The sequence below is a fragment of the Ruegeria sp. YTSA135 genome, from assembly GCF_059610165.1.
Genome location: NZ_JBXWNC010000001.1, coordinates 380,514 through 396,217 on the forward strand (window position 1 = coordinate 380,514; position 15,704 = coordinate 396,217).

The window sequence follows — 15,704 nt, forward strand, 5'->3', positions numbered from 1 at the left end:
AGCTTGTCGCAGTGGTCGACAGGCGGATTGCCGCATTCGAAAGGTACGAGGCACTAGCTTCCCGCTGCCTTTTCCAATGCAGGTCGGATCGTGCTTTCAATGACACGTTGGGTGATTGGTCCGGCAAAGCGCAGGACGATCGTACCGTCTCCGTCGATGACGTAGGTCTCGGGCACGCCGTAAAGACCCCAGTCCAGCGCCATTCGGCCGTTTTCATCCTGTCCGATAGCCCGGTAAGGATCGCCCAGCTCAGTCAGGAATGCCTTAGCGTTGTTCAACTTATCCTTGTAGTTGATGCCGTAGACGGGGATACCTTCGTTGGACAGCGCCTCAAGGTTGGGGTGTTCAGCCCGGCAGGGCGCGCACCAGCTTGCCCAATAATTGACCAGCTTGACCTCACCGTCGCGCAGGGTGGCATCATCGAATATCGTTTTCCCCGGAAACTCGGTCAGCACAACAGGCGGTGCCGGCTGCCCTTCCCGCGCCGAAGGCAACGCATCTGGGTCGTCGCGAAACATACCAAAGCCAGCCATCACCGCGAATACGCCGAAGATAAGAGGCGGCGCAATCATCAGCGGAGAAATTTTAGCCATCGCGCGTCATCCTTTGTTCGATCTTCTCCATCTCGGCGCGCACTTTCCGCCCGCGTACCACGCTGATCACCAGCAGCAATACAAGCAGAACAATCGACGCCGCATAAGACCACAATACCGTGTCAGCATATTTCCCAAGGTCGGGCATCATCCGCTTACCCTTTCCCGCGCTTGCAGCGCTTTGATACGCCGCGCCCGAATTTCAGTGCCGGTGCGATACAAGACCAATGCGATGAACAACAGCACGAACCCGATGATGCAAAGCAAAAGCGGGTAGAAATAAACGTTGCTTACCTTCTCTTCTGTGTCCGCACCGGTCACCGCAGCGACACGCATCACCGATGCACCCTGATGCAGACCCTGGTTCCAGAAATTCACCGCGTATCTGCTGAGCAACGCGAAAACGGACCCAACCAGACACAGCACCGAGGTCAGATCAGCGGCGGTATCGGGGTCTTCGATCGCCTCCCACAAAGCGACATAGCCAAGATAGAACAGAAACAGGATCAGGAACGAGGTCAGGCGGGGATCCCAAGCCCACCAGGTACCCCACATCGGCTGGCCCCAGATCGCTCCGGTCACCAGCGCAATAAGGGTCATGACAATACCCACCGGGGCTGCTGCGCGTGAAGCCAGCGCGCTGACATGGTGCCGCCGCACCAGCCAAATCAAAGACGTCGCCAGCATCATCAGCCAGCAATTGATCGCCATCAACGCCGCCGGGACATGCAGGTAGATGATTTTTACGGTCGACCCCTGCTTGTAGTCATCTGGTGTAAAAAAGAACCCCCACACCAGCCCGACCACGACACAGACTGCCGAAGTGATCCAGAAAAACGGCAATACCCGCTCACTAGTCGCGAGGAATTTCCGCGGATTGGCATATTCCCAGAGGGAGTTGGCTTTGGCAGCGATCGACATGGGTGTTATTTAGTCCGACTCGTGTTCGTTCTCAATTGACATCCGTCAAAGTTTGACCGCGTCATCGAAGGTTAATACGCAAAACGGCGGCGCTTGCGAAGGGCAATAGCGCGATAGTAGCCGCTGTAATTCCGGCCAGCATCAACAGAGGGGTCTGGGTCTCCATCCCGGTGGCTCCGCGGCGCGCGACTTCGGCCCCGAAAATCAGAGTTGGCACGTATAGCGGCAGCACAAGCAGTGACAGCAAGAGACCTCCTCGTTTAAGGCCAACGGTCAGGGCCGCACCAAAGGTACCGATCACACTCATGGCCGGGGTGCCGACCAGCAGCGAGATGACCAACCAGAAGAACCCCGGCACCGGGAGGTTCAACAGTATCCCCAGAAATGGCGCGGCCAGAACCAGTGGCAGGCCGGTGGTCAGCCAATGGGCCAGCGCCTTGATCGTGACCACGGATTCAAGCGGCAGAGGCGCGGTTGCCAGCAAATCCAGCGAGCCGTCCTCCCAATCCAGCGCCAAAAGCCGGTCCAGCGACAACAGACAGGCCAACAGCGCGCCCAGCCATAAGACACCCGGCGCGATGGTCGACAACAAGGAGGATTGCGGCCCAACTGAAAACGGAACCAACACCGTCACGATCAGGAAAAACGCCAGACCAAGGCCAAAGCCCCCACCCGCGCGGAAGGCCAGTTTGAGGTCGCGCATCAGCAAGGCGATCACAGGAAACCTCCGTCGAGATCGTCGATGGGTTGCGGCTTGGCTTTGTTCGGGGTGACGTCCAACACGTCGCCGTCCAGGCCCAGGTCAATATGGGTTGCAATCAGGGCCGATCCGCCCTGCACCAGATGATTACGCACGGCCTCGGCGAACATCTGCACGGCGTCGCGGTCCAGCGAAACGGTCGGCTCGTCCAGCATCCAGATCGGCCTCCCTGTCACCAGCATCCGCGAAAGACCCAGCCGTCTTTTCTGCCCCGCTGACAGATTGCCCGCATAGCGATCTGAAAACGCGTTAAGCGCAAAGGCGTCCAACGCGTGTTGGATACCCTTTGTCCCAAAGACCGACGCCCAGAACGTCAGGTTCTCCATCACCGTTAACGTTGGTTTCAACCCATCGGAATGCGAGGCATAAGCGATCTGATCTTCGGCCCCATAAATCTGGCCGGACAGTGGTGGTTGCAACCCGGCCAGCGTCCGCAGCAAGGTGGTTTTGCCGATCCCGTTCGGCCCGCGCAATATCAGCGCCCTACCCGGATGCAGCGCAAAGCTCAGGCCTTCAAGCACGGGAACGCCACCACGGGCGATGGCCAGATCGGTCACAGTTAATGTCATAAGTCCCGCTTATCTCATTGCCGTCAGGGGCAAAAGACAAGATTTGAAGCAGAGGTTTCAGACAGATCAGACTGGCAACAGGGCCAACGCGATACGCCGCCCTTCTGACAACAGCACGTTATAAGTGCGACACGCGGCCGGAGAGTTCATGATCTCAACCCCCAGCCCAGCGTTTTCAAGCGCCGCGCGCAGGTCAGATGGAATATGCGACAGGTCCGCACCCGTACCGATAAACAGAACATCCACGGCGTCGGCCAGCGCGAGCAACGGGGTGTCGTCAGTGTATCCACTCCAAGAGGCCGTTCCGGCCGGACCAGTCACAACACCGCCCTGGTAAACCTGCCCGCCAATCCGGAAAAACCCGGGGCCATACCCGTCAATCGGGGCCGCGTTGGTATAAGAAATCTCATTCAGGCGCATGAGCGTGTTCTATCCCCAAAGCGGTAGGCCAGACAAGGCCGCTCCTGCAATCGTTAGATAAGCAGCACCCCGGTAAAGCTTTTCGTGCTGTGGCCTGAACAACCAACCGCCCAGCCAATTGCCCAACAGATTAGGTACGGCCAGCACGAAACCAAGGGCCGATGCAGCCAACGTCACCCGCTCCATCCCCGTCAAAAACCCAAGAAGAAGGAAATCGAATCCAAACAGGAACAAGAGAATTGTTGCGCGTATGACGTCGACTGGCAGAGGGCGCGACATATAGAAAAGGATCACCGCCGGACCGGGCAAACCCGCCGCGCCGCCCAGAAACCCAGCGGCCCCGCCGATGCCAGCAACCATGACGCGGCCAACATGGCCGTGATAGCGAACCCCAAGGATCAGGACGACCAACATCGAAAGCCCCAAAAGGCTGACTGCATATTGGAAAACCTCGGGCGCAACTTGCGTCAGCACCCACAGCCCAACCGGCATAAAAAACACGCACCCCACAAGCAAGCGAACCAGATCGCCCCGATCCACGGCATGCCAAGCGCGGCGCAGGTTCGGCAATGGGCCGAAAATGTCCATGATGGTTAAACCAATCAAAGCACCAAAAGGGCCAAGATAAGGGGCGGCAATTGGAAGGAATACCAACGCGGTCCCAAAACCCGAGAAGCCGCGGACCACACCGCCGACAAAGGCGGCAAAAAGAACAACGGCCAGCCCCGTTGGGGACTGGCCGAAAAACTCAGGCGTCGATATTGGCAAACTGATTGCCTGAAGTGTTGGACGGCTTTGACCAGTCGCGTTTGACCCCCAGCCAAAGCAGGATGGTCGAAGCTACGAAGACCGAAGAATACGTCCCCACGATCACACCCCAGATCATCGCGAAAACGAACCCTCGGATCACGTCACCGCCCAGTACGTAGAGCGAGATCAGCGCCAGCAGCGTGGTCACCGAGGTCATCACGGTCCGGCTGAGCGTTTCGTTGATCGAGATATTCAAGACCTCTTTGAGGTCCTTTTTCTTGTACTTCCGCAGGTTCTCGCGCACGCGGTCGAATACGACCACAGTGTCGTTCAGCGAATAACCCACGATGGTCAGCAACGCCGCAATGATGGCCAGGTCAAATCGAATTTGCAGTTCCGAGAAGATGCCAATGGTCAGAATCACGTCATGGACAAGAGCAGCCACAGCCCCAAGCGCGAATTGCCATTCGAAGCGCAGCCAGATGTAGACAAGCACGGCGCCGATAGCCAACACAACGGCGATTACCGCGGTCTGGATCAACTCGCCTGAAACTTTAGGGCCAACAGATTCAACGGATGCAAACTCGATGTCGGGTGCCGCGACCTTCAGCGCCTGCTCCACAGCTGTAACCGTAGCAGCCGATACGGCCTCGGCCCCTTCTTGCGCTTGGATGCGGATCATTGCGACGTTTTGATCCGGCCCGAATGTCGGATCAAAAATCTCGGTGATCGAAACGTCGCCCAATTCCAGTGGCGCGATGGCGTCGCGATACGCGCCGACATCAATCACTTGCGCGCTTTCGGTCCGGATCGTCGTCCCGCCGCGAAAATCGATACCGAAGTTCAGCCCTTGCAGCATGAAGGACACAAACGCCACGATCATCAATGCGCCCGAAATGCCCAGCCAAGCCTTCCAGCGGCTGAAAAAATCAAACGAGGTATTTTGGGGTACGAGTTTCAGTCTCATGTCAAACCTCGATCATTTTCGGACGGCGCCGTTCAAACCACATCACGATCATCAGGCGAGTCACAAAGATCGCCGTAAAGACCGACGTCAGGATGCCCAGCCCAAGTGTAATCGCGAACCCGCGCACCGGGCCGCTGCCCATCGCAAACAGGATCACGGCGGTAATGAACGTTGTCACGTTGGCGTCCAAAATCGCCGACAGCGCCTTTTCATAGCCCAGTTCAATCGCGCGCGCCGGGCCTTTGGCCGATTTCAGCTCCTCGCGAATACGCTCAAAGATCAGCACATTTGCGTCGACCGCCATGCCGACGGTCAGAACGATGCCCGCAATACCCGGCAATGTCAGCGTTGCCCCGATCAACGAAAGCAGACCAAACAAAAGCCCCACGTTGATGATAAGCGCGATGTTGGCAAAAACGCCGAACAGACCGTAGCTCAGCCCCATGAAGACCAGCACCGCGACGAAAGCGACGACCGTTGCCACCTGACCCGCGTCGATACTGTCTTGCCCCAGCTCGGGGCCGATGGTGCGTTCTTCCAGGAACTCCATCCCAGCAGGCAGCGCGCCGGCACGCAACAGGACGGCCAGATTGGTGCTTTCTTCAACTGTGAAATTCCCGGTGATAATTCCCGACCCGCCCGGAATATGGCTTTGGATCACGGGGGCTGAAATCACCTCATCATCCAGTACGATGGCAAAGGGCGCGCCGATGTTTTCAAGCGTATAGTCGCCAAACTTGCGCGCACCCGAGGTGTTGAACCGAAAGCTGACCGCAGGGCGACCGTTCTGATCGAACGAAGGCTGCGCGTCCACCAATTCTTCACCAGTTACCACCGGAGCGGACTCTAGCGTGTAAAAAACACCCGTTTCATCAATGGATGGCACGATCTCTTGGCCGATACCCGGTACGGCATCCGGCTCGGTGCCACGCCCGGCGACCGGGTTGAAGGTCAGTTGCGCGGTGGTGCCAATGATCTCTTTCAGCTCACCCGCGCTTCCTATACCGGGTACCTGAATCAGGATGCGTTGGGCACCCTGACGTTGAATGGTCGGCTCACGCGTACCCACCTCGTCAATACGACGTCGGATGATTTCCAGCGCCTGCCGAACAGTACGGTCATCAGACGCCAGTTTCTCAGCCTCTGAGAGCTGTACGACGATCGTGTCACCCTCGGCGCGGGCTTCGATATCAGTGGCCCCCACTCCGGTCAGGGTCTGTACCTGTCGCGCAAGACCACGCACCACTTCCAGCGCACGCGACATGCCATCAGGCTGGCTGATGCGCACGCGAATCTCATCCGGGGCCGACTCCTGCTTGCGGATCGTGCCGACAGTGGCGCGCTCATCCCGCAGAGCGTCCCGGATTTCCGGCCACATCGCCTCCATCCGGGATTCGTACACATCTTCGACCTTCACCTCGGCCAGCAAATGCGCACCGCCGCGCAAGTCCAGGCCAAGATTGACCAAAGAGGACGGCAGCCAATTGGGCCACTGCGCCGCCTCGGCCTGTAATTCCGGAGTGTCGATGCCAAGTTCAATTCCGGCCTTGGCATCATTGGATTGCTCGACGCGCGTGTAAAACGCATTCGGCAGAGCCATGAGCAGGCCAGTCACACAGACCAGCCAGATCAGAACCCGCTTCCAGGTATCAATTTGCAGCATTACCCTGCCTTTATAAGGGATTATCGCGCGAAGTTACTTCGCCGGCTCAGTCTTGTTCAAAACCTGGGCGATGGTTGACTTGACCACGCGGACCTTCACGTTTTCGGCGATCTCGACCTCAATTTCGTTCTCGCCTTCCTTGACCTTCGAGACTTTGCCGATCACGCCGCCTTGGGTGACCACCTGATCGCCCCGGCGCACGGCATCGACCATGGCCTGATGTTGTTTCATCTTCTTCTGCTGCGGACGGATCAGCAGGAAATACATGATCGCAAAGATCAGAATCAGCGGGAGAAACTGGGCGATTGCGCCACCTTCCATGGGATATTCCTTTTGGTTTGGAGTTGCGAACGAGCGCCGCAAATTTTGCGAGAACCTATGCTTTGAAGCGGCCGTTTGCAAGCAGAGGCGGTTTAGGAATGCGTCGGATTTCCGTGACCGGCCCTCAGGATGTTTTGAAGCGTTGCAGATATGTCCTAGGAACGTCCGCGGACTTGGATATAGTCGGGGGCGAGGAGGACGAATGCCAAGGAACTTGAAACCCTTCGAGTTGCTGGTGCATCTTTTGCGCGCAGCCTGCGCAATCCTGCTTTTGTCCTCCTTCGCCCTTGCGCAGGAGACTTCTACCGAGCCGGGCGAGACCGAGATCAGCGACTCAGAAGTTTTCAAGGCTCCGGTAATCGTTGACGGCGATACGCTGTTCTTTCTGCGCGGCTCAAGCGCCCTGCCCGCCACTGAGCGGGCCGAGCGTCTTCAGACCGTAATCGTCGACGTCGCCGAAGCGTCAGAAAACCCAACCATCGACATCTCCTTCGAAGAGACCGATCTGGGTATCCGCATCCTGGCTGACGGGGAAGTCATATCCCTGGTCACCGCGGCCGATGCCGAACTGGAGCAGATGGAACTGGACGTTCTCAGCCTTCTGCATGGCGAAGCCATCGAGGATGCCATCATCTCGTACCGCGCCAACCGGACCGAACAGGCCCTTGTCTCTGGCGCCATCGAGGCCGCGGCCTGGACGCTTGGCTTTGTGGTGTTTAGCGTGGCGATCCTTTGGGTGTACCGACGTATCCGGCGCCGAACGCTGAAATTCGTCAAACGGTATTTGCGCGACGTGGAAACAGCCACCGCCAAAAGCGTACAGGCCGAAGCGATTGCCGCGTTGGTCCGCTACGCCCTGAACTTCGTCCTGTTGGTCATCTTCTTCGTCGGCTTTTACTACTACCTCTCGTTCGTCCTTCTGGCGTTCGCCGAGACACGCTATTTCGCTCAGCTGCTGCTGACTTACCTGACCGAGCCGGCGCTGCTGATCTTTAAGGGCATCATTGGTTACATCCCCAATCTGATCATGTTGGGCCTGATCACCTGGGTCACGATGTACATCATCAAGGGCATGCGCGTGTTCTTCGATGCGGTCGAGGCAGGCTCGTTCGACATAGGCGATTTCGAGAAGCACTGGGTCAGTCCGACATTCAACATCGCCCGGGTAGTGGTGATTTTGATCGCGCTGGTCTTTGCGGTGCCCTACATTCCCGGGTCGGATTCGGCGGCCTTTCAGGGCTTGACCATTCTGGTTGGCGCGATGCTGTCACTGGGCGCGAACTCGGTCGTGTCCAACATGCTTGCGGGATTGTTCGTGATCTATCGCCGCTCAACCTCAATCGGGGACCGTATCCAGATCGGGGATCACATTGGCGATGTGGTGCAAATCAAACTGATGGAGACGCATCTGAAATCCATCAAGAATGAACTGATCTCGATTCCGAATGCCCAGTTGATGAACTCGGACGTGGTAAACTTTTCCAAGAAAACCGACGGTAGCGGTCTGTTGCTGCATACCACCGTCGGCGTCGGCTACGAGGAACCGCCCGAAAAGGTTGAGGCGATGCTGATCGAGGCCGCCAATCGCACCAACGGAATTAAGATCAGGCCCGAACCATTCGTGCTGTGGACCGCTTTGGCCGATTACGCGATCAACTATCAGATCAATGGCTATACCACGCGCGGCAGTAGCATTCCAAAGATCAAATCCGACCTGCACCGCAACATCGTGGCCGTTTTCAATGAGAATAACGTGCAGATCATGACGCCATCCTACATGGCCGATCCGCCCGAGCCGAAGATTCCGGCAGTGGAATGGGATGGCCATCTGGCGCATGAAACGCACGCGGATGCCGACAAGTCGTAACCGGTGCTACACCCCGCCCTTCAGATGGTGCATAAGCGACGCGAGTGATTCACGCATTAAGGACCTGAACCATGCACGACATCCGCGCCATTCGCGAAAACCCAGCCGCCTTTGACGCCGCCCTTGCGCGCCGTGGGGACGCGCCGGTGTCGTCAGACCTGCTGCGGCTGGACGAAAGCCGCCGCGCCAAGATTTTGGCGGCAGAAACCGCGCAGGCCGAACAGAACAAAGCCTCGAAAGAGGTGGGTGCCGCAAAAGGGCGCGGCGATGAGGCCGAATTCGAACGCCTTCGCGCATTGGTGGCAGAGAAAAAGGCAGAGGTCGCCCGAATGCAGACCGAGGCGAAAGACCTTGACGCTCTGCTGACCGACCAGCTTATTCGTATCGCTAACCTGCCCGCTGATGATGTGCCCGAAGGCGCGGACGAGGCCGACAATGTCGAGATCAACCGCTGGGGTACTCCGCGGGAACTGGGATTCGCGCCCAAAGAGCACTTCGAAATCGAATCTGTTCAGAATGGAATGGATTTCGAGACCGCCGCCAAGCTCTCGGGCTCGCGCTTTGTGCTGCTGTCTGGCGGCGTTGCCCGCGTTCACCGCGCCTTGGCGCAGTTCATGCTGGACACGCATATCAACGAAAACGGTCTGACCGAGGTGAATGGCCCCGTCCTGGTGTTGTCCGAAATGATGCAGGGCACCGGCCAATTGCCGAAATTCGGCGAAGACAGCTATCAAACCCGCGAAGGTTGGTGGTTAATCCCGACCTCTGAGGTTTCGCTGACCAATATCGTCAACGACACGATGATCGAAGAAAGCTACCTGCCCCGCCGTTATACCGCGCATTCCCTGTGCTTCCGGTCCGAGGCCGGATCGGCCGGCAAAGACACGCGCGGCATGCTGCGTCAGCACCAGTTCGAAAAGGTAGAGATGGTCTCGGTCACCCATCCGGACAAATCGGATGACGAACAAAAACGCATGTTGCGCTGCGCTGAAGGGATTCTGGAAAAGCTTGGCATCCCCTATCGCACCGTCATCTTGTGCACGGGCGACATGGGTTTTGGTGCGCGCCGCACCTACGACATCGAAGCATGGCTACCCGGTCAAGACACCTATCGTGAGATCAGTTCGGTCTCAACCTGCGGTGACTTCCAAGCCCGTCGAATGAATGCACGCTTCCGTCCCGAAGCTGGTGGTAAGCCAGAGTACGTTCACACGTTGAACGGCTCGGGGTTGGCGGTCGGACGGTGCCTGATCGCCGTGCTTGAAAATGGCCAGAATGCGGACGGTACGGTGACCCTGCCCGAGGTCCTTGCCCCTTATCTTGGCGGCAAGCTGACGCTGCAAGTCGACGGTACACTGGCATAGAAAAACCGGCTACCGCGCCAAGCGGTGCCGGTTCAACAAGAAACACAAGGCGAAGAAGGATTACTTCTTCGTCTTTTTCTTATCCTTCTTCTTGTCTTTCTTTTTATCCTTCTTGGAGTCGTCCTTTTTCTTACCGCCTTTCTTGGATTTCTTATCCTTCTTCTTGACCTTGGCTTTCACCTTATCCTTGGCCTTCGAGAATGCGGCCTCCATCTCTTGCAGCTTTTTGGCTGCCTTTTCGGCCTTGGCCTTGGCTTTTGCCTTTTTACGGGCCTTGGCCTCGGCTGCGGCTTTTTCTTCGGCAGCTTTGCGTGCCGCGTCCTCAGCGCGTTTTTCGGCCGCAGCGGCTGCTACGGTTTTTCTGGATATAGGTCTGCGGGGTGCAGGTTTGCGCGCTGGCGATCGGCGTGATGCCGATTTTGGTGTCGCTGTCTTCGCTACGGCTGGCTTTCGCGCCGCGGGTTTTGCTGCTGCGGGTTTGGTGGCAATCGCCTCTTTCGCTGCAGCGATCAAGATCAATGCGCGCGCGGCCCCTATGCGTGGGACTTTGACCAGATCGTCGAGGCTGGCACTTGCGACGGCTTCGGCGGTCTTGAATCCATTGGCAATCAGCGCCTGCCCAAGCGCGTCTCCTACACCGTTAACGTCGGTCACTGCAGTCATTACGAGGCCTTCCTTTCTCCCTGATATTTATTTGTATATACAGCGGATATACACTTTGGCAAGCCGATAGGCGCTGATATCATTCCTGTTTATCAATTGGTCTGAGCAAGACTACTAGCGCGACTGCTTTTGGGAAAGGGCACAAGGCGTTTTGCGTCCTCATCCCAGAGTTTCAAATTCAACGCCGCCACCGCCTCGGGGAATTTGATCCGGCGCGGTGTGTACTCGGGTGGAAGGTTATAGTGGCACGCGCGTAAGCGATATGACGGGATGCGTGAATTGAAGTGATGAATGTCATGCAGCGTGATACAGGCCACGGCATTGTCGAACCACCAGCCAAAGTCCAATGCAGACGATCCCTGTAGCGCCGCCAGTTGCGGGTCAAGATCCGGACGGCGGTCCCAGTACGTGTCTTCGAAGTTATGCTGCAGGTACACCAGAAAGACACCCAACATCCCACCCAACAGAGAAAACACAAGCCAGACTAAAATGCCCGTGCTTCCTGCGATAAGAAAAAGAAGCCCAAGAAATACGATGATCGACAGATTGTGCAGCAGCACGCCCCTGACCCCAAAGCGCACCGTATTTTTAGGCCAGCGGTAGCGAATGAAATATGTAAACAACGCGCCGACCGGAACCAGAATGAACGGGTTGCGGTAGAGGCGATAGAACAGTCGCGTTTGCCAGTTTGCTGTGTTCCATTCCCGCAGCGTCATGGTGTGGATTTCGCCCGTCTCACGGTGCTCAAGATTGCCGATCCCCGCATGATGCAGATTGTGGTTTTGCTTCATCACCTCGAACGGGGCAAAGGTGAAAGGTGACAATCCGTGCCCGGCCCACTCATTCTGCGCCCGCGTTTCAAACAGCGAATGATGACCGCAATCATGTTGCAAAACGTAAAGGCGTACGGCTGAGAAGGCGAAGACAACCCCGGCTGGGACCATGATGTACCAGCGATCGACACAGGCAATCGCCAATGCCAATGACCCGAAATAGACAGCAAAGGTTCCAAAATAACTTAACGCGGCAAGTCTGTTGTCCTGAACCGCATATTGCCGTGTGTATTCCCGCAAATTCATTCAGCTTGCCCCACCTTTGGCCAAGTTAATATCATAGCGAAACTATTTGCATCTTCCTCGTATTCAAGTCGCGCGCAGAAAACGCATGCACGCAGGCGAATGCTAGCCTGCGGCAATGGGCCTGTCACGCCCTTCCACCGAAAACGCTGAAAATTGGCGCAGTTACGCGCGGCCCTTCAGATGTTTAGCCAGCGCGCCCGCGTTTTTCTTACGTCGTCCTTTGTACGGGTTTTTGTCGCCCTGCCCGCGCAATGTCAGGCGGATGGGGGTTCCGGGCATGTCAAAATCTTCACGCAGACCGTTTACCAAATACCGCGTATAGCTGTCCGGCATCTTGTCCGGGTGCGAGCACATCACGACAAAGCCCGGCGGACGGGTCTTGGCCTGTGTCATATAGCGCAGCTTGATCCGACGACCTTGCGGCGCAGGCGGCGGATGCTGTTCCAGCATGGTTGTCAGCCAGCGGTTCAACGCGGCCGTCGGAACGCGCCGGTTCCAGACATCATGGGCCCGCAGAATAGCCGCGCGAAGGCGTTCCAGCCCACGGCCAGTCTTTGCAGAAACTGTGACCAATGGGGCACCGCGCAATTGTGGCAGCAGGCGGTTGAAGGCCTCTTTCAACTCGCGCAGCTTTTCCTGCTTGTTCTCTTCGACGTCCCATTTGTTGACAGCAACAACCACAGCGCGTCCTTCACGCTCTGCCAGGTCAGCGATACGCAGGTCCTGCTGTTCGAACGGGATGGCGGCATCCAGCAGAACCACCACAACCTCGGCGAATTTTACCGCGCGCAGCCCGTCAGAGACCGAGAGCTTCTCCAGCTTTTCCTGCACTTTGGCCTTTTTACGCATGCCCGCCGTGTCGAAAATTCGCATTGGCGTGCTGTCGCCATCGGGGTCGGCCCAGTCGATACGCAGGCTGATCGCATCGCGCGTAATGCCAGCTTCAGGTCCGGTCAGCAGACGGTCTTCGCCGATGATCTTGTTAATAAGGGTGGATTTTCCGGCGTTCGGACGCCCTACAACCGCAACTTGTAACGGTTTGGCCGCGGTGATCTGCGGGGTTTCTCCCTCGCCATCTTCATCCAACGTAATATCGGTTTCCGGCGCGTCGTCTTCTGCCTGTTCATCCGCCGCGTCTGCCAAAGGCATCAGCTGCGCGTAAAGGTCTGTCATCCCCTCGCCATGCTCGCCCGACAGGCGCACCGGTTCGCCAAGGCCAAGATTGTAAGCCTCTAGCACACCAGCATCCGCCGCGTTGCCTTCAGCCTTGTTCGCGGCAAGGATCACGTGCTTGGACCTTTTGCGCAGAATCTCAGCGAACATTTCGTCGGTGGGCGTCAGGCCCACCCGGGCATCGATCATGAACAGGCAGACATCGGCCATGTCCACCGCACGCTCGGTCAGGCGGCGCATCCGGCCCTGCAGGCTGTCATCCGTTGCGTCCTCAAGCCCTGCCGTGTCGATCACGGTAAACCGCAAGTCGCCCAGCCGCCCCTCGCCTTCGCGCAGGTCACGCGTCACGCCGGGCTGGTCGTCGACCAAGGCCAGACGTTTGCCCACAAGGCGGTTGAACAGAGTGGATTTGCCCACATTCGGGCGCCCCACGATGGCGACGGTCAACGACATGATACTCAACTTTCAAGACTCAGACGCGCCGTTTAGCGCATCTTGCCGTCAACGGAAAGCGTGTAGATCACCCTTGGTCGAGACGACATACAGCGTCTGTCCGGCCACAACGGGGGCTGTGGTGGCGCCACCCGGCACTTCAACACGGTTCACGAGCGTTCCGTCCACCGGGTTAAAGAAGCGCAGGAACCCGTCATTCGAGGCGATCACGATGCGCCCTCCGGCCAGGATCGGGCCATAATGTGCAAAGACCGGACCGCGACGATTCGGCCTGTCCTTTACGAAACCCGGCAAGTCTTGCGTCCAAATGACAGAACCGTCCGAGATGTCCAACCGCACCAACTGGCTGCGGTCACTGATCAGGAACAGGCTGTTGCCCGCAGGCCAAACGGTATCCACGGCACCTTCGTTCGCAGTCCACAGTCGCTCGCCCGATCCGGCGTCAAATGCAACGGTACGGCCCGAATGGTTACCGATATAGATCGTGTCGCCCACAACCATCGGCCCCCCGGTCACGTCCACGATCTGCGCCGCCGCACGTCCGCGGCGTCCCCCCGCGACCGAAGCGTTCCAGCGCCGAATTCCACCCCTGCGGAAGGTTGCTGCAATATCGCCAGAGCCGAACGCAAAGACCGAAAGATCAGACGCAATCACCGGGGCCGGAGCCCCCAAAACGTTACCAACGCTGGGCGAGCCCTGAATCTGCCAGGCAATACGACCATCTTTTGTACTCACCGCCCAGCCGGTTTCATCGCCCGCAACAAGGTACAGCAGACCGTCATTGACCAATGGTGCGCCGCTGCCGGTGGCGTTCAGGCGGTTCTGCCACCTGATCGCTCCGGTTTTTGCATCCAGCGCCGACAGCCGGCCAAACCCTGAAGACACGTAAAGAGCACCGTTGGCATAGGCCATCCCGCCGCCCGTCGCATCCGAGTCACCGTCAGATGCCGGGATCAGGTTCGTGCTCCAGGCGACCTGCCCCGCGGGTGTGACGGCGGAAACGGTCGCGCCAGCGTCCAGCGTATAGATCAGCCCCCCGGCGACGACAGGCTCAGCCGTGATGCGGCGCTTGCGGGAATCCCCGTCTCCGATAGAGGCAGACCAAATCCGCTGTGGCGTCGCGCGCAGGGCCGCGTTGTTCGTCCGATATGCAGGAGTGCCGGGGCTTTGCGACCACCCGGCATTCGCAGACTGTGCGGGCAGGCTTATCGGTTTCGAGCCACGTGTCACAACCGCAGCATTGTCCGACGTGGGGCGAATATCCTCGCGCGGACCGGGCAAGATAACCTCGGGTTCTTCACAGGCCGCGAGCACCATCAGAGATAGCGCCCCAACCGACAATCCAACGCGGGAGAAAAGACTTGTCACCATGATGCTCCGAACTCGCCTGTCATTCTTTTTGCCACCGCGTCAGCCCTGCTGGGCCACCAGCGGCTCCGGTTCGCCGCCAAGGGCAACAATCAACTGAGCCGCGCGCTGCTGAAGATCCACGCCGACCTCTGCATCCTGTCGTATTGCCTGCAGGCGGTCGATTGCAGCGTCAGCATTCCCCTCAGCCATGTCGATGAGCGCCAGCTGTTCTTCGGCCAACAATCGCAGCGGTGCGCCGGGAGCGGCCAGGGCTTCGAACTGCTGCCGGCGGTCCGCCACCGGCAATGTGTCATTTTGCAAAAGCAGTGCCTTGAACGAAGCGATAGCGCGGTAGATTTCCGGCAAATCCCCTTGAACGGAAATCGCGTTCAGGCTTTCAACCGCTTCCTCGCGTGTCCCTGCTTCGATCTGAGATGAAGACAACAACATGTTCAGAACCGCAACGCCACCGGGTGTGGGTGCATCAATACTTGCAAGGCTGCTGGCGCGTTCAACTGAGTCATTCTGCGACAAAGCGCTGAGAATCTCATCACCAAGCTGCTCTGCCTGACTTGTCGCGCGCGCTTTTCTGAACTCGTTGAATGCAGCCCCACCCACAATCAGAACAACGGCCAGAACTCCGATCCAACCCCATCGACGCAGCAACAGAAACAAACGATCGCGCCGGACCTCTTCGGTCACTTCATCAATGAAACTGTCGACGTCGCTCATGCCTGCTCCTCGGGCTGCGTGCTTTTCGTATGGCGCCATGTCATACCCCGGCGTTCCCG

The 15,704-nt window shown here is 58.0% G+C and carries 17 protein-coding genes; 2 read left to right on the top strand and 15 right to left on the bottom strand.

From position 1 onward, the window contains the following. Positions 1-53: 53 nt before the first annotated feature. The 10 genes from AC2FIT_RS01875 to yajC form a co-directional block, all read right to left on the bottom strand. Positions 54-593 (bottom strand): DsbE family thiol:disulfide interchange protein, encoded by a 540-nt coding sequence (locus AC2FIT_RS01875; protein WP_496826090.1) that lies wholly within the window; start codon positions 591-593, stop codon positions 54-56. Then, complete coding sequence (ccmD, locus tag AC2FIT_RS01880) at positions 586-744, bottom strand: heme exporter protein CcmD (protein WP_496826092.1); 159 nt, start codon at positions 742-744, stop codon at positions 586-588. The genes AC2FIT_RS01875 and ccmD overlap by 8 nt, the downstream gene beginning before the upstream one ends. Next, positions 741-1,514, bottom strand: a complete 774-nt coding sequence (locus AC2FIT_RS01885; protein ID WP_496826093.1) for a heme ABC transporter permease — start codon at positions 1,512-1,514, stop codon at positions 741-743. The genes ccmD and AC2FIT_RS01885 overlap by 4 nt, the downstream gene beginning before the upstream one ends. Before the next feature lie 61 nt (positions 1,515-1,575). Beyond that, the gene (gene ccmB, locus AC2FIT_RS01890; RefSeq protein WP_224889320.1) at positions 1,576-2,232 is read right to left on the bottom strand and encodes a heme exporter protein CcmB; all 657 of its coding nucleotides are present in this window, start codon (positions 2,230-2,232) and stop codon (positions 1,576-1,578) included. Next, a complete protein-coding gene (ccmA, locus tag AC2FIT_RS01895) occupies positions 2,229-2,843 on the bottom strand; it encodes a heme ABC exporter ATP-binding protein CcmA (RefSeq protein ID WP_496826095.1) in 615 nt (204 codons plus the stop codon). The genes ccmB and ccmA overlap by 4 nt, the downstream gene beginning before the upstream one ends. A 66-nt stretch (positions 2,844-2,909) precedes the next feature. Then, positions 2,910-3,263 (bottom strand): Mth938-like domain-containing protein, encoded by a 354-nt coding sequence (locus AC2FIT_RS01900; protein ID WP_496826097.1) that lies wholly within the window; start codon positions 3,261-3,263, stop codon positions 2,910-2,912. Between the two features lie 9 nt (positions 3,264-3,272). Next, positions 3,273-4,031 (bottom strand): TSUP family transporter, encoded by a 759-nt coding sequence (locus tag AC2FIT_RS01905; protein ID WP_496826099.1) that lies wholly within the window; start codon positions 4,029-4,031, stop codon positions 3,273-3,275. Next, positions 4,012-4,980, bottom strand: coding sequence for a protein translocase subunit SecF (gene secF, locus AC2FIT_RS01910; protein ID WP_496826101.1), 969 nt, complete (start codon positions 4,978-4,980; stop codon positions 4,012-4,014). The genes AC2FIT_RS01905 and secF overlap by 20 nt, the downstream gene beginning before the upstream one ends. A gap of 1 nt (position 4,981) precedes the next feature. Beyond that, positions 4,982-6,643 carry a protein translocase subunit SecD gene (secD, locus tag AC2FIT_RS01915; protein WP_496826103.1) on the bottom strand — a complete coding sequence of 554 codons (1,662 nt, stop codon included), beginning with the start codon at positions 6,641-6,643 and terminating at the stop codon, positions 4,982-4,984. Positions 6,644-6,676: 33 nt separating this feature from the next. Next, positions 6,677-6,964 (bottom strand): preprotein translocase subunit YajC, encoded by a 288-nt coding sequence (gene yajC / locus AC2FIT_RS01920; RefSeq protein ID WP_496826105.1) that lies wholly within the window; start codon positions 6,962-6,964, stop codon positions 6,677-6,679. A gap of 202 nt (positions 6,965-7,166) precedes the next feature. Between yajC and AC2FIT_RS01925 the strand changes: the two genes are divergently transcribed. Both AC2FIT_RS01925 and serS read left to right on the top strand, forming a co-directional pair. Continuing rightward, entirely contained in the window at positions 7,167-8,831 is a 1,665-nt protein-coding gene (locus AC2FIT_RS01925; protein WP_496826107.1) for a mechanosensitive ion channel family protein, read from the top strand. A 71-nt stretch (positions 8,832-8,902) separates the two neighbouring features. Then, entirely contained in the window at positions 8,903-10,195 is a 1,293-nt protein-coding gene (gene serS, locus AC2FIT_RS01930; protein WP_496826109.1) for a serine--tRNA ligase, read from the top strand. 60 nt (positions 10,196-10,255) lie between these two features. Here serS and AC2FIT_RS01935 read toward each other — a convergent pair whose 3' ends face one another. The 5 genes from AC2FIT_RS01935 to AC2FIT_RS01955 all read right to left on the bottom strand — a co-directional run bounded on the left by AC2FIT_RS01935 (position 10,256) and on the right by AC2FIT_RS01955 (position 15,645). Continuing rightward, a complete protein-coding gene (locus AC2FIT_RS01935; protein WP_496826111.1) occupies positions 10,256-10,858 on the bottom strand; it encodes a helix-hairpin-helix domain-containing protein in 603 nt (200 codons plus the stop codon). Positions 10,859-10,950: 92 nt separating this feature from the next. After that, a complete protein-coding gene (locus tag AC2FIT_RS01940) occupies positions 10,951-11,937 on the bottom strand; it encodes a fatty acid desaturase (RefSeq protein ID WP_496826113.1) in 987 nt (328 codons plus the stop codon). A 162-nt stretch (positions 11,938-12,099) separates the two neighbouring features. Continuing rightward, a complete protein-coding gene (der, locus tag AC2FIT_RS01945; RefSeq protein WP_496826115.1) occupies positions 12,100-13,563 on the bottom strand; it encodes a ribosome biogenesis GTPase Der in 1,464 nt (487 codons plus the stop codon). 48 nt (positions 13,564-13,611) lie between these two features. Then, entirely contained in the window at positions 13,612-14,934 is a 1,323-nt protein-coding gene (locus AC2FIT_RS01950; protein ID WP_496826117.1) for a PQQ-like beta-propeller repeat protein, read from the bottom strand. Positions 14,935-14,973: 39 nt separating this feature from the next. Then, on the bottom strand, positions 14,974-15,645 hold the full coding sequence (locus AC2FIT_RS01955) for a hypothetical protein (RefSeq protein ID WP_496826119.1): 672 nt from the start codon (positions 15,643-15,645) through the stop codon (positions 14,974-14,976). Positions 15,646-15,704: the final 59 nt, after the last annotated feature.

Bases quoted from the DNA above. Each gene is read 5' to 3' on its own strand.
- AC2FIT_RS01875 (WP_496826090.1), bottom strand. From the start codon at position 593: ATGGCTAAAATTTCTCCGCTGATGATTGCGCCGCCTCTTATCTTCGGC.
- ccmD (WP_496826092.1), bottom strand. From the start codon at position 744: ATGATGCCCGACCTTGGGAAATATGCTGACACGGTATTGTGGTCTTAT.
- AC2FIT_RS01885 (WP_496826093.1), bottom strand. From the start codon at position 1,514: ATGTCGATCGCTGCCAAAGCCAACTCCCTCTGGGAATATGCCAATCCG.
- ccmA (WP_496826095.1), bottom strand. From the start codon at position 2,843: ATGACATTAACTGTGACCGATCTGGCCATCGCCCGTGGTGGCGTTCCC.
- AC2FIT_RS01900 (WP_496826097.1), bottom strand. From the start codon at position 3,263: ATGCGCCTGAATGAGATTTCTTATACCAACGCGGCCCCGATTGACGGG.
- secF (WP_496826101.1), bottom strand. From the start codon at position 4,980: ATGAGACTGAAACTCGTACCCCAAAATACCTCGTTTGATTTTTTCAGC.
- secD (WP_496826103.1), bottom strand. From the start codon at position 6,643: ATGCTGCAAATTGATACCTGGAAGCGGGTTCTGATCTGGCTGGTCTGT.
- yajC (WP_496826105.1), bottom strand. From the start codon at position 6,964: ATGGAAGGTGGCGCAATCGCCCAGTTTCTCCCGCTGATTCTGATCTTT.
- AC2FIT_RS01925 (WP_496826107.1), top strand. From the start codon at position 7,167: ATGCCAAGGAACTTGAAACCCTTCGAGTTGCTGGTGCATCTTTTGCGC.
- serS (WP_496826109.1), top strand. From the start codon at position 8,903: ATGCACGACATCCGCGCCATTCGCGAAAACCCAGCCGCCTTTGACGCC.
- AC2FIT_RS01935 (WP_496826111.1), bottom strand. From the start codon at position 10,858: ATGACTGCAGTGACCGACGTTAACGGTGTAGGAGACGCGCTTGGGCAG.
- AC2FIT_RS01940 (WP_496826113.1), bottom strand. From the start codon at position 11,937: ATGAATTTGCGGGAATACACACGGCAATATGCGGTTCAGGACAACAGA.
- der (WP_496826115.1), bottom strand. From the start codon at position 13,563: ATGTCGTTGACCGTCGCCATCGTGGGGCGCCCGAATGTGGGCAAATCC.
- AC2FIT_RS01950 (WP_496826117.1), bottom strand. From the start codon at position 14,934: ATGGTGACAAGTCTTTTCTCCCGCGTTGGATTGTCGGTTGGGGCGCTA.
- AC2FIT_RS01955 (WP_496826119.1), bottom strand. From the start codon at position 15,645: ATGAGCGACGTCGACAGTTTCATTGATGAAGTGACCGAAGAGGTCCGG.